Source organism: Paenibacillus sp. FSL E2-0178, assembly GCF_038593005.1.
GTDB classification, from domain to species: Bacteria; Bacillota; Bacilli; order Paenibacillales; family Paenibacillaceae; genus Paenibacillus_AQ; species Paenibacillus_AQ phytohabitans.
The window spans coordinates 2,086,409-2,099,956 of the sequence record NZ_CP151953.1 but is presented as its reverse complement, the minus strand read 5'-3'; the positions used below and the strand labels follow the sequence as shown (position 1 = coordinate 2,099,956).

Here is a 13,548-nt window from a genome sequence, read left to right as displayed (position 1 = left end):
GTCTAAGGATATTAACTGCGGGAAAAATGTTAAAGGCAGCCGAAAATCCAATTTATGTATTTTAATGTTAAGTTATATAACATATTAGCTCGTTTTAGTTGTGCATTTTAGATGATTTTGTCGAATAATAGGATTTTAATGAAATTTCAAGCTGATAGAATAGACCTATATCCAGACAAGGGGTGAAGAGGAAATGAAAAAGTGGTTAACGGTGTCACTTATTATGACAATGATGGTGGTTGTGCTCTCGGCATGTGGAGGAAACCAAGCAGATGACAGCGCATCGGGCGGTAGTTCGGACAAGCTGGTTGTCTATACCCCGAATAGTGAAGCGATGATTAATGCACTTATCCCGGCATTCGAGAAGCAGACTGGCGTTACAGTGGAGCTGGTATCGGCAGGCAGCGGCGAGCTGATCAAGCGGATTCAGTCAGAGAAAACCAACCCGTACGCTGACGTCATGTTCGGCGGAGCTTATGCCTTGTTCAATGATAATGCCGAGCTATTCGAGGAATATGTCTCCCCTAATGATAAGGATCTGCTGGAAGGCCACACGAATACGACTGGCATCATGACCTCTTACGTGTCGGACGGAAGTGTTCTGCTGGTGAATACGAACCTTGCAGGTGATATTGAAATTAACGGTTACGAGGATCTGCTCAATCCGGAGCTGAAGGGTAAGATCGCGATGGCGGACCCTGCCAATTCCAGCTCGGCGTTCGCCCAATTGACGAATATGCTTAGAGCTATGGGCGGGGATTATACTTCCGATGCAGGCTGGGATTACGTAGGCAAGCTGCTGGAGAATCTGGACGGTAAAATTGCGGGCGGCTCCAGTAAAGCGCACAAGAGTGTTGCTGACGGCGAATATGTAGTGGCGTTAACCTACGAGGATCCGGCAGTCAGCTACGTAAAAGACGGTGCGCCGGTAAAGGTTGTATATCCGGAAGAGGGAACGGTGTTTCTCGATGCGGTAGCCGGAGTTGTTAAAGGTTCTCCCAATCAGGAAAATGCCCGGAAGTTCATCGACTTTCTGATCTCCAAAGAAGGTCAGGATGCGCTAGGACAAGAAACGACGAACCGTCCGCTGCGCACCGATGCTGCAATCGGAGACTTTATGACACCGATGGACCAAATCAAGGTGATTGATGAGGACGTAGCCTACGTTGCAGAGAATAAGGCAGCTATTGTGGAGCGTTATACCGAGCTGTTTACTAATATTGCTGAATAATTCAAGACCGGAACAGCAAATCAGAGAGAAGGCGGGTGAATAACATGAGCGTTGCGATATCCTTCAAGGACATTGTCAAAAAATATGGCGACACCACCGTTATCCCCGAGCTGTCCCTGGACATTCAAAAGGGTGAGTTCTTCACCCTTTTGGGTCCTTCAGGCTGCGGGAAAACAACACTGCTGCGGATGGTGGCCGGCTTTAACAGTATTGAAGGCGGGAATCTCGGCTTCAATAATAAAGTAATGAACAACGTCCCTCCGGGCAAACGGAATATCGGAATGGTATTTCAGAATTATGCGATCTTTCCGCATTTAAGCGTATCTGAGAATGTTGCGTTCGGGCTGCAGAACCGTAAAGTGGCTAAGGGGGAGCTGCAGCGCAGAGTAGAGGAGATTCTGGATACGGTGCAGATTGAGGTGTACAAAGACAGAATGCCCAAGAATCTGTCGGGCGGCCAGCAGCAGCGTGTCGCCCTGGCCCGGGCCATCGTTATTAATCCTGACGTACTGCTGATGGATGAACCCCTGTCCAATCTGGATGCCCAGCTTCGTGTAGATATGCGTAATGCCATTAAGCGGATTCAGCGTGAGGTCGGGATTACCACGGTCTACGTGACGCATGATCAGGAAGAGGCAATGGCGGTATCTGACCGGATCGCGGTTATGAAGTCCGGGATCATCCAGCAGGTGGGAACACCACGGGATATCTATCAGCGCCCGGGCAATCTGTTCGTTGCTACCTTCATCGGGCGGACCAATGTCATTGAGGCGAAGCTGGAGAGCGGGGCTGAAGGTGAAGCGGTTCTGCATATTGGCAGCAGCTACTCGCTGGCGGTGCCGGGGCTACAAGCGGAACTCAAGTCTTCCGGAACGGCAGCGGTTAAAATTTCAGTCCGGCCGGAGGAATTCGTGCTGGCGGAGGAAGGGGCGGGCCTTACGGGAACGGTTGTAAATAACGTTTTCCTGGGACTGAGCACACATCTGGTTGTAGCGCTTGAGAACGGCCAGGAAGTTGAAATCATCCAGCAGTCGGCGACTACTGAAGTGGTGGACATTGGCCGGAAGGTGACTCTCGCCATTCTCACGGGAACGGTTAATGTCTACGATGCAGCCGGGGAGCGCAATCTGAACCGGGGGCTAGACCTATGAGCGGCCGCATGAAGCGCTGGGATATCTGGTCGCTGATTACCTTCATTATTTTTGCCGGATATCTGGTATTTCTGGCCTTGCCTTTATTCATGCTGCTGATCAAAAGCTTCTTTGACGGGACAACCGGCGAGTTCTCACTTGCCTACTTCCATAAATTTTTCAGCAAGGCCTACTATATGAACGCTGTGTGGAACAGCATTAAGGTGACTGTAAGTGTCACGCTGTTGTCCATCCTGGTCGCCGGACCGCTGGCTTACATCATGACGATTGCCAAGATTAAAGGGAGCGCTACGGTGCGCATTCTGATCCTGATCTCCTCCATGTCGGCGCCGTTCATCGGTGCTTATGCCTGGATACTGCTGCTGGGACGCAGCGGGGTGATCACGAAGTTCATGTCCGGTGTATTCAGCTTCAGCATGCCAGACATTTATGGCTTCTCCGGTATTCTGCTGGTGCTGACGCTTCAGCTGTCTCCGCTGATCTTCATGTACGTATCAGGGGCGCTGAAGAATGTCGACAACTCCCTGATGGAAGCTGCGGAGAGTATGAACTGCACGGGTCTGCGTAAAATGTGGAAAATACTCGTGCCGCTGATTATGCCGACACTTCTCGCCGGAGGGTTGCTTGTCTTCATGCGGGCGTTCGCGGATTTCGGCACACCAATGCTGATCGGCGAGGGGTACCGGACCGTGCCGGTGCTGATCTTCAATGAATTTATCAGTGAGGTCGGGGGAGATGACGGCTTTGCTGCAGCGATCAGTGTAATTGTAGTTGTGTTCGCGGTTACCGTCTTTCTGCTGCAGAAGTACGTTGCGAACCGGAAATCCTACAGTATGAGTGCTTTGAACCCGATTGAACCCAAAAAGCTGAAGGGCATTGCCAATCTGGCGGCTCATGCCTATGTCTATTTGTTCACGTTATTGGCGCTCATGCCTCAGGCCTATGTAGCTTATACATCCTTCCTGAAGACCTCGGGCAAAATATTTGTTGACGGCTACTCCCTGGACAGCTACCGCGCGGCTTTCTCCAAAGTAGGAGATTCCATTTACAATACCTTCATGATGGCCAGTATAACGATTATCATCATTACGCTGGCTGCTGTACTAATTGCATATGTAACGGTGAAGCGTAAAGGTGCGGTTGCGAATGTTCTGGATACCTTCACCATGCTGCCTTACATCGTACCGGGCTCCATTCTGGGGATTGCCCTGCTGGTTACCTTCAATAAGGAACCGCTGGTGCTGAGCGGCACGTCCGTGATTCTGATTGCTGCCTTTGTGATCCGGCGTCTGCCGTATACGATCCGCTCCAGTGCTGCCGTGCTTCATCAGGTGAATGACAGCATTGAAGAGGCGGCGATCAGTCTGGGAGCCTCTACTATGCGGACCTTCTTCAAGATTACGGTGCCGATGATGATCTCCGGTGTATTCGCCGGGGCGATTATCAGCTGGATTAGCATTATCACGGAGCTTAGTACCTCTATTATTCTGTATACAGGGAATACCCGGACGATGACGGTTGCTGTCTACACAGAGGTTGTCCGCGGCAATTATGGGGTTGCGGCTGCATTATCAACACTGCTGACGGCAATCACTGTGGTTTCACTGCTGCTGTTCTTCAAGCTCTCCGGTAAAAAAGAAGTAACCATGTGACTCTAGACCGGTCCCGCGTAAGCGGGTACCGGCTTTTGTCTATCAGGCTTTTGCCGATATTTTGCAAGGTATCCCGATTCCGGCTGCCCGTGTATGATAGTAGGACTAATGAGAGGGGGAAGCAGTATGGCAATGGCAAAAAGGAGCTTCAAGGATTCGCTGCGCAGGCTGTTTCTGCTGCATACCCTTGTGCCGATTTCCATTCTATTTGTGCTGTTCCTGATATTCATGATGATCAATTCGCGGTTTCTGCTAATCAACCAGACGACGGATGCGGGTAAAAAAATCAAATCGGCGATGGAAGAAGTCTACAGCTCTTACGTTAAGGAAATGAATGAAGCAGCAACGCTGGATTCTGTTGTTGCTTTTACCGGATCACGGGCTCAAGGCCCGGAGGTATTTGAGCGGTTCTATGACTTCAATAACCGCCAGCGGGTGAAGAGCATCATGTATATCATAAGTGCGGACGGAAATATCATGGCGTCGTCTGCCAACTATACCTCCGAATCCTCTGACCTTGCACTGCAGGCGATTGCCCGGCGGATGCACAATCAGGGCTTGGCGGAATTGGCCGAGACCAACCATATCCGCTTCTCGCATGACCGCTACACCGCCTATACGTTTGCCAGAGAAATCCGTGACGGCGGGGCTGTGCTTGGTTATCTGATCTATCAGCTGTACGAGCTGGATCTGCAGAAGCTGCTCTTCGTGCAGAATAACGAAATCGCTGTGGTCACCGACCCTTACCGGACCATCATTGCCACTACAAATAATCTGACCCAGGGGCTGATGAATAAATACAGCCTGGCCAGTGATTCCAAGGGGTACGTGTGGATTGATAAAGGGAAGTATTATAGTAAAGAAACATACATACCGCTGTTGCAATGGCGGATTTATACCTTAAGTGCCGCTGAAGGAAACCGCAGCGCTTACTGGTCTCTGGCAGTATTTTTTGCGATGGCCAGTCTGCTGCTCTGGATTGTCATTCAATATTCTGCCCGCATTATTTCCACCCGCCAGTCAAGGGCGATAGACAAGCTGATCTACGCTGTCCGGGAACTCCAGTCCGGCAATATGGATTCCTACGTTTACATAGGAACCGGTGACGAGTTCGAGACGCTAGCGAATCAGTACAATCAGATGCTGCAGCGTCTGAATGAACTGGTCGCACAGAACATAGAGCTTTCTGATCTGCGCAGAGTAATTGAAGTGAAGCATCTGCAGTCGCAGTTTCATCCGCATTTCATATTCAATGTGCTGGAGACGCTCCGTTATGCCATAGTAGTGGACAACAAGCTTGCCCAGGATATGGTGCTTACACTTTCCCGGCACCTGCGTTACAGTATAGGCAATGAGCGGGACCATGTGGTGCTCGGGGAGGATCTGGAATATATTGCAGGCTATATGAAGCTGCAGCAGATCCGTTTCAAGGACAGGCTCCATTACCGGGAAGAGGTAGATCAAGAGGCCCAAGCTGCGCTTGTTCCCAGACTGATGCTGCAGCCGGTGATCGAGAACACGATCAAATACGGCTATCGTCAGCGCCAATCCGTATCGTTAACTGTAGTAGGCCGGGTAGAAGGCGCGGATCTTATCATCGAGGTGAAGGATGATGCCGGGGGAATGAGCCGGGAGCGGCTGGAGGAAGTAAGGGCTATTATGGGATCGCAGAATAACCGCGCTCCGCATATCGGGCTGCATAATCTGCACCGGCGGCTTGTGCTGATGTATGGGGACCGTTACGGTATTGAGATTGTCAGCATTCAGGGAGAAGGCACTGCCGTTACATTTAGATTGCCATACCGGAAGGAGGAGACAAATGTTCAAGGTGCTGCTGGTAGAGGATGAAGAGATGATCCGCAAAGGGCTGCGCTTTACATTTGATTGGATGGGAGCCGGCTGCGTGGTTGTGGGTGAAGCAGAGAACGGGGAGGAAGGGCTCCGCCAGATTGCGGATCTCTGCCCCGATATTGTGATCGTTGATGTCAATATGCCGCTGATGGACGGGATTGCCATGATTGAGCATAGCGTGGAGGAAGCGGATTGCAGTTATATCATCCTCTCGGGCTATGATGAATTCAGGCTGGCCAAGGACGCCATCCGGCTGGGGGTTACCGAGTATCTGCTGAAGCCGCTGGAACAGGAACAGTTATTCGCAGCCCTGGAGCGGGCCAAAAGCCAGCTGGAGATGAAGCGGCAATATACAGCAATGCTTACCTCTGGAGCCGGAAACGGGGAAGCTCTCCAGGCATCCGTCATTAAGCTGCCGGGGAAGTCTTCCCGTTATGTGTCCAGGATGATCCAGTATGTTCAGGACCATTATGCGGAGAAGATCGGGATCAAGGATCTGGTGGAGAGCCTGGGCGTTAGTGCTACCTATTTGAATCAGAAGTTCAAAAGCGAAACGACCTATACCTTCAATGATTTCCTGAACCGTTACCGCATCCAGAAAGCGATGGATCTGCTGCGCAGCGGTGAGGATAAGGTATATGCCATTGCAGCAGATGTAGGCTATAAGGATTATAAATATTTTATTGCAATCTTCAAGAAATACGCCGGATGTACACCCAGCTATTATCAGGAACGGTACGGACGCGGAGAAGAGAATACGGATGCAGCCAGTGGTGAGGACATGAAAAACCGGAGCTAATTGCAGCCTTACGTTAGTAGGGATATATGATATACGATAAAAATTGCGCATGTGAGCGAAAGCTCCTTGCGTTTTTTTGTTTTAGACATTTTTTTTCGGGGGGAATAGATTTTTTTCGCTTTTTCGAGAGATTTCCCCCATGTAGGACCTGGTGAGGTGGTTTTTGTCGAGAATTGTTAAGAGTTTGTTTAGAGCTGTCTGATAGAATGGACCGCAGATATGAAAATTTCTAGTTAGATTTAATTGTTTTTTGTCCGCGGATAAGCAAGATGAAGGGAGAATGCGGGAGCTAAGGGAGCGTATACAAACTGCAGCAAAGCTTGCTATACAGCGGACGGGAAATGATGAATGAATAAGGGGGAGCGATACATTGTTAATGAGCAGGGGATTGAAGAAGTATTTCTCGTTGTTACTCGTAATCAGTTTATTTGTGACAGGAGCATTGCCCGCGTCTGCAGGTACGGAGAATACAGCTCCGGTAAGCTGGGAGAACCTAAGCCCGCTGCCAAGCGGCAACAAAGTAATGGGAGTAACTATAGGCGCAAATACAGTCGTTGTGGTAGGTGAAGGAGGAAGCGTGGGTACGTTCAGCAACTACACGACCTGGGCGATCCGTAATTCAGGGGTAGTTAATGACTTGAACGATATTATTAATATAGGCTCAGGGGCTAACGCCAAATTTGTTGCTGTAGGCGACAAGGGAACCGTCATAACGTCAACAGATGGTGCTTCCTGGACCACTCAGACTACAGGCATATCTGAAAATATATCTGAAAACTTGAATGCAGTTGTTTACAGCGGCAGCAGTTTAGTCGCAGTCGGCGATTCAGGCAAAATAATTACGTCTAGCGATGGCGGCGTCACTTGGGCTGCTTCAACCTCAGGCGTTAGTGTGAATCTGAACGCTATTGCTTATGGTGACAGCAAGTTTGTAGCTGTTGGCGATGGCGGGAAAATTATTAACTCTTCGGATGGGCTGGCCTGGACGCCGCAGACTTCCGGTTCTACTAATGATTTGAACGGCATCAGCTATGGCGGCAATGTATTTGTTGCGGCCGGAGCTGCAGGTGAGATCCTAAGCGCCCCGAACGCTTTGGGCACATGGACAAAGGGAACGAATAGTATTAAGTCGGATTTCAATAGTGTATCTTATAGAAATAACAGATTTTTCATTGCCGGCGATGCAGGCAAACTGATATATTCAGCCACCGGAACGAACGGTTGGAGCAGTTCAGTTTCAGTAGCTGGAGCTACGGATAATCTGATGAAAATCAAGGCTACCGATTTTGGTTATTTTATCGTTGGCTCAGAGGGTACTGTATTTTTCGCGACAGCAAGTACTGGCGGAACGAGCAGCTGGGAAAAATTCAGCTCCCCCACCTCCAGTGCACTGAAGACGGTAACCTACGCCAATAATACCTATATTACCGTTGGTACGGATGGATTGATCGGTACTTCCACCGACGGTAAGGTCTGGTCGAAGGTTGCTAGCGGCACTACTAATGCTATTAACGGCATTGCTTATGGCAACAGCAAGTTCGTAACGGTCGGCTCGAACGGCCAAATCCTGACCTCCAGCAACAACGGTACTAGTTGGACAGCTGGAACCTCGGTGGACGCTATTACACTTAATAGTATTGTTTACGGCAGCGGTCTTTTTGTTGCAGTAGGCAATAGCGGGAAAATTGTAGTGTCTTCAGACGGAGTCAACTGGGCGAGGATCTCCGACAGTAAGACCGTGAATCACTTAAATGCTGTTACCTATGGAAACGGCAAATATGTGGCTGTAGGTGCCGGCGGTACCATCGTAACTTCTTCCAATGGAGCGGAGTGGAAATCGGAAGATTCCAAAACAAACGGTAAATTGTTGAACGGCATCAGCTACGGCAGCGGTTTATTCGTGGCGGTCGGCGCGTCCGGAACGGTCGTAATCTCTGCGGATAGCTCAAGATGGTCGGCCAGAACCATTGACGGCCAAGTGAATCTGAATGGAGTTGCATCCGGAAGCGGAGTATTTATGGCAGCGGGAGACAGCGGGAATGTCTACTACACCGCTGATCCAAGCCAGACTTGGCACCCTGAGACTACAGGCACAACTAAAAAACTTAACGGCATCGGGTTTATTGCCGGGCAAGATCGTTTTATCGCAGTCGGTGACCCCGGCGTGATGATTGTGTCCTATCCGGTTCTCAACATTCCGCGGGTTATAAGTCAGTCTCCAGAGAATGCTGAGAAAGATATAGCAACCGATGCTGAGCTGGTTCTGACATTCAATCAGAAGGTGACAGCAGCCAGTGGAAATATTAACATTTACAAAGCTTCGGATCTGTCAGCTCCGGTTGAAACCATCCCGGTGGACGACAGCATCAGGGTAACCGTGCAGAATAACACTGTAACGGTTAATCCGGAAAAGGATTTGGATAAAGGGACTAAATATGCAGTCACAATTGACAGCGATACGTTCTACAACGAGAGTGAAATTGGGAATGTAGCGATTGAAGGTGATGACTGGAGCTTTACGACAGTAGCCGAGCTGGATGAAACAGCTCCAATTGTAACTGCTTATTCTCCTGATAAGGGGGAAACGGGAGTAGCCATTGACGCGGATCTGACGCTTACATTCAGCGAGGATGTAACGAAGGAGAGCGGCAACATTGAGATTTACGAAAGCGTGGATGACGTTGTTCCGGTAGTGGTGATTCCAGTTCAATCGGATAATGTTACGATCCTTAATGACGTGGTTACAATTCATCCGACGGTTAAGCTGGTATACAATACAAGCTACTTTGTGAATATCGGAGCTGGTTCATTCATTGATCCCGCAGGCAACTATTATGCCGGAATCACGGACAGCGAGACCTGGCAGTTTACAACAGAAGAGGCGCCGGATACTACACCACCGGTGGTGAGCTCTTATTCGCCTGAGGATAGAGCAACGGAGGTTGCCACTGGCGCGAACCTGGTCCTTACCTTCAGTGAGAATGTAACCAAGGCAGAAGGCAGCATTGAGATGTATAACAGTGCGAATAGCAATACCCCGGCTGTGACCATTCCTGTCACTTCCGAAAATGTAACGGTTCAAGGCAACGTGGTAACGATCAATCCGGAGGATAAGCTGGACTACAGCACAAGCTACTTTGTGAAGATCGGGTCCGGGGCATTCAAAGATACGGCCGGCAACAATTATGCCGGCATCGCGAACAGCACAACCTGGCGGTTTACAACAACCGGTGAACCGGATACGGCTGCACCAACCGTAAGCGCGTTTTTACCTGCTAACGGTGCAACAGGTGTAGGGGTAGAGACCAATCTTGTGCTTACTTTCAGCGAGAATGTATCGGCGGGTGAAGGCAGCATTGTGATCTACAACAGTGCGTCTGACAAGTCGGTAGCTACGATTTCTGCCAGTGACCTGACCATCCTGAATGATGTAGTGACGGTTAATCCGGCTGACAATCTGGAGTATGGTACAAGTTACTTTGTTCAGATCACGGACGATGCATTCACAGATACAGCGGGCAACTACTTTGTAGGCATCTCTGACAGCACAACCTGGCAGTTTACAACAGCTGCTGCACCAGATACGACAGCGCCAACCGTAACCGCGTTTTCACCTGAGCCTGGGGCAACGGAAGCGGGGGTTGATGCCAATCTTACTCTTACCTTCAGCGAGAATGTAACGGCGGGGGAAGGCAACATCGTGATCTACAATAGTGCGAATAATGCGCCGGTAGCTACAATTCCCGCTGCTTCCGGAAATGTAACCACCCAGAATGATGTAGTGACGATTAATCCGGCTGACGATCTGAAGTATAGTACAAGTTACTATGTACGGATTGGAACCGGGGCGTTCAAAGATACTTCAGGCAACAGCTATGCTGGCATCAACGACAGCGGAGTATGGAACTTTACAACAACCGGTGTACCAGATAGAACCTCACCAACGGTGAGCACGTATTCACCGGAGCCTTGGGCAACGGAAGTAGCACTTGGCGCTAATCTGGTTCTTACCTTCAGCGAGAATGTAAAGAAAGCGGAAGGCAGCATTGAGATTTTCAAAAGCACAGATGAGATTCATCCGATAGTGACGATTCCCGTCACATCAGACATCGTAACGATTCAGAATAATGTTGTAACTATTAATCCGGCTGACAATCTGGAGCATGGTACAAGCTACTTTGTCCGGATTACAGAAGGCGCATTTAGAGATAATGCAGGCAACAGCTTTGCCGGTATTGCAGGCATCACAGCCTGGCGGTTTGTGACAGCCAGCGGGCCTGATACAGCAGCACCGCTGGTGACAGCTTATAGTCCGGCAGACAATGCAACCCAAGTATCCACATCCGCTGCGCTCTCATTGACCTTTAACGAGAATGTATTAGCCGGGGATGCCAATATTGATATTGTGAATGCGGCGGATGATATGATCGTAACGACGATTAAAGCGGGTAATCAGGCGCTTGTCTCCGTTACGAATGCTACCGTCAGTATTAATACTGGCGGTCTATTGAAGCAGGGCGGCAGCTATTATGTATTGATTCACCCGGGTGCATTTACTGATGAGTCAGGGAACAGCTTTGCGGGGATTGCGGATAAAACCGTCTGGAACTTCTCAACCGTTCCTGTACCCGTCACGCCAACAGATCCACCCGCATCGGGATCTGGAGGTTCCGGAGGAGCGGCACCTGTAGCAACACCAAGCACGCAGACCGAAACCATTAATCTAAACGTTGAAAATGGCTCAACCCAAGGCTCCAATGTATCCTCCGTTGTCGTTAGCCGTACGAAGGATGCAAATGGTGTGAAAAGTGATGTTATTACGTTCGCATTGGATCAAGCGCTCAGAGCGATTAATGAGCTTAAGTCGGCTGGCTCCAATATTGCCAGAATCATTGTTCCTGATGTCAATGATGAGGTTGCGGAAACTAGACTGACGATTCCAGCCGCTTCCAGCAAGGCATTTGCCGATAATCAAATCAGTCTGGACATCTTCACGGTTAATGCGGAAGTGAAGGTGCCGGGAAGCTCTCTGGTAGGGTTTGGTACAGATATTTATTTCAACCTGGTACCCTTAAAAACGCAGCAGCAGAGTGCAGATGCTGAAGCGCGTGCAAAAGCACAGGTTCAAAGTCTATCCGGCGGTGGGGCGGTGACGCTGGTAGGCCGTCCGGTAACGATTGATACCAATCTGCAGAGCCGTCCGGTGACGCTGGTGCTGCCGATTAACAACACTTCGTTAACTGCAGAACAGCTGAAGGCACTGGCGGTCTTCATTGAGCATAGCGACGGTACCAAAGAACTGGTTAAGGGCGAAATTGTACCCTTCGGTCAAACCGGCAAGTCCGGAATTCAATTTAATGTCAATAAATTCAGTACATTTACAGTTGTTCTTGCCCAAGGTCCTGCGGTACAAGTGAAGGCTTATATGACGGGTTACGCTGACGGCACCTTCCAGCCGGGCAAGAGCATTACCCGTGCAGAAATTGCCAGCATCATTGCCCGTACCTTCAACCCGTCAGCCAGTACTTCCGGCGTTGCATACACAGATATTGCTGCCGGCCACTGGGCAACAAACGCAATTAATCTGGTGAGCAGCAGCGGTATTATGAAAGGTTACGCTGACGGCAGCTTCAAACCAAACCAAACGATCACCAGAGCCGAAATGGCAACCATTCTGTCCCGGCTGGTTACTAACGGTCAGGGGAATGCAGTCAGCTTCAGCGATATTGCCGGCCACTGGGCACAGGCAGCCGTTGAAGTGACGGCCAAAGCGGGCATGATCACCGGTTACGAAGATGGAACCTTCCGTCCGAACCAAACGTTAACCCGTGCGGAGGCCGTAACCATCGTCAACCGTGCCCTGGGCATCACGCCGCTGACAAGCGCAGCACCGCGATGGTCCGACGTCCCTGCGCAGTATTGGGCATTTAGCAATATCCAAGCGGCATCGGTGGATCACACAGCAGAATAATCACTACAAAAACAGCCCTTCCTTCCGTCTTCTGACGGGGGAAGGGCTGTTTACTATTCGCAATATACATAAGCTATGTGTTCACCAACAAAATTCGATATTCTAAGAAGCCGCGCTTTTGTAAATGTAATACTAGTCACTGATAGAAATCCGTGCTGCTGTTATGGAATAACAAGAATGTGATATAGTGGGTGGAAATTAACAGGGAGAGACAGGATGGCGGGGAATGTTCGTGTTGAACATATATTAAAGGAGTGAATCACCTATGTACGAGCAGAAAACGAAAGAAACTGAGCAGAGCGTCACCCGGTTTATTGAACAAATAGAGAGTCCAGGGAAACGTGAGGATGCTTATAAATTATTAGATATTTTCAGCGAAACTACGGGGTATCCGGCGAAAATGTGGGGCCCGAGCATTATTGGTTTCGGAACGTACCACTACAAGTATGCAACAGGGCATGAAGGGGATGCACCGCTGGTAGGCTTCTCGCCGAGAAAAGCGAAGATCAGCCTATACTTTGCAACGGGTGATGCCCAGCGGGAAGAGCTGCTGCAGAGGCTGGGGAAGCACACGGCGGGCAAAGCCTGCGTATACGTTAATAAGCTGGACGATATACACACCGGTGTCCTGAAGGAGTTAATTCAGCAGTCTGTGGAGTTCTTAAGAGAGACTTACGGAGCTTAAAGCCTGCAAGTGAAGTGACAGCAATGTCACATGAGACCTCTTAATTAGCAGGTGAATCGCACGACAGTGCTTACCCGAACCCCTACAATGAAGGAGTTGGCTGGAACGGACACTTCACTCCGCCCTTTGGAACTCCAAATTTAAGGACATTAGGGAGAGGCTGCAGTTGAAACGAGGGTATATCAAAAGGAATAACAAAAGGGGTAAT

General features: G+C 49.7%; 7 protein-coding genes. All 7 read left to right on the top strand.

Going from position 1 to position 13,548, the window contains the following annotated elements; genetic code table 11:
• The first annotated feature begins 193 nt into the window (after positions 1–193).
• The gene (locus MHI42_RS09480) at positions 194–1,231 is read left to right on the top strand and encodes an ABC transporter substrate-binding protein (RefSeq protein ID WP_342423619.1); all 1,038 of its coding nucleotides are present in this window, start codon (positions 194–196) and stop codon (positions 1,229–1,231) included.
• 44 nt (positions 1,232–1,275) lie between these two features.
• Entirely contained in the window at positions 1,276–2,382 is a 1,107-nt protein-coding gene (locus MHI42_RS09475) for an ABC transporter ATP-binding protein (RefSeq protein ID WP_342423618.1), read from the top strand.
• Positions 2,379–4,034 carry an iron ABC transporter permease gene (locus MHI42_RS09470; RefSeq protein WP_342423617.1) on the top strand — a complete coding sequence of 552 codons (1,656 nt, stop codon included), beginning with the start codon at positions 2,379–2,381 and terminating at the stop codon, positions 4,032–4,034. Before MHI42_RS09475 ends, MHI42_RS09470 begins: the two co-directional genes overlap by 4 nt.
• A gap of 126 nt (positions 4,035–4,160) precedes the next feature.
• Entirely contained in the window at positions 4,161–5,882 is a 1,722-nt protein-coding gene (locus tag MHI42_RS09465; protein ID WP_342423616.1) for a sensor histidine kinase, read from the top strand.
• Complete coding sequence (locus MHI42_RS09460; RefSeq protein ID WP_342423615.1) at positions 5,854–6,684, top strand: response regulator; 831 nt, start codon at positions 5,854–5,856, stop codon at positions 6,682–6,684. Before MHI42_RS09465 ends, MHI42_RS09460 begins: the two co-directional genes overlap by 29 nt.
• Positions 6,685–7,060: 376 nt before the next feature.
• Positions 7,061–12,655: an Ig-like domain-containing protein gene (locus MHI42_RS09455; RefSeq protein ID WP_342423614.1), complete on the top strand. Its 5,595-nt coding sequence runs from the start codon at positions 7,061–7,063 to the stop codon at positions 12,653–12,655.
• A 265-nt stretch (positions 12,656–12,920) separates the two neighbouring features.
• A complete protein-coding gene (locus MHI42_RS09450) occupies positions 12,921–13,340 on the top strand; it encodes a DUF1801 domain-containing protein (protein WP_342423613.1) in 420 nt (139 codons plus the stop codon).
• The last annotated feature ends 208 nt before the right edge of the window (positions 13,341–13,548 follow it).

Excerpts from the sequence above, each read along its gene's own strand:
- MHI42_RS09480 (WP_342423619.1), top strand. The coding sequence starts at position 194 with ATGAAAAAGTGGTTAACGGTGTCACTTATTATGACAATGATGGTGGTT.
- MHI42_RS09475 (WP_342423618.1), top strand. The coding sequence starts at position 1,276 with ATGAGCGTTGCGATATCCTTCAAGGACATTGTCAAAAAATATGGCGAC.
- MHI42_RS09470 (WP_342423617.1), top strand. The coding sequence starts at position 2,379 with ATGAGCGGCCGCATGAAGCGCTGGGATATCTGGTCGCTGATTACCTTC.
- MHI42_RS09465 (WP_342423616.1), top strand. The coding sequence starts at position 4,161 with ATGGCAATGGCAAAAAGGAGCTTCAAGGATTCGCTGCGCAGGCTGTTT.
- MHI42_RS09460 (WP_342423615.1), top strand. The coding sequence starts at position 5,854 with ATGTTCAAGGTGCTGCTGGTAGAGGATGAAGAGATGATCCGCAAAGGG.
- MHI42_RS09455 (WP_342423614.1), top strand. The coding sequence starts at position 7,061 with ATGAGCAGGGGATTGAAGAAGTATTTCTCGTTGTTACTCGTAATCAGT.
- MHI42_RS09450 (WP_342423613.1), top strand. The coding sequence starts at position 12,921 with ATGTACGAGCAGAAAACGAAAGAAACTGAGCAGAGCGTCACCCGGTTT.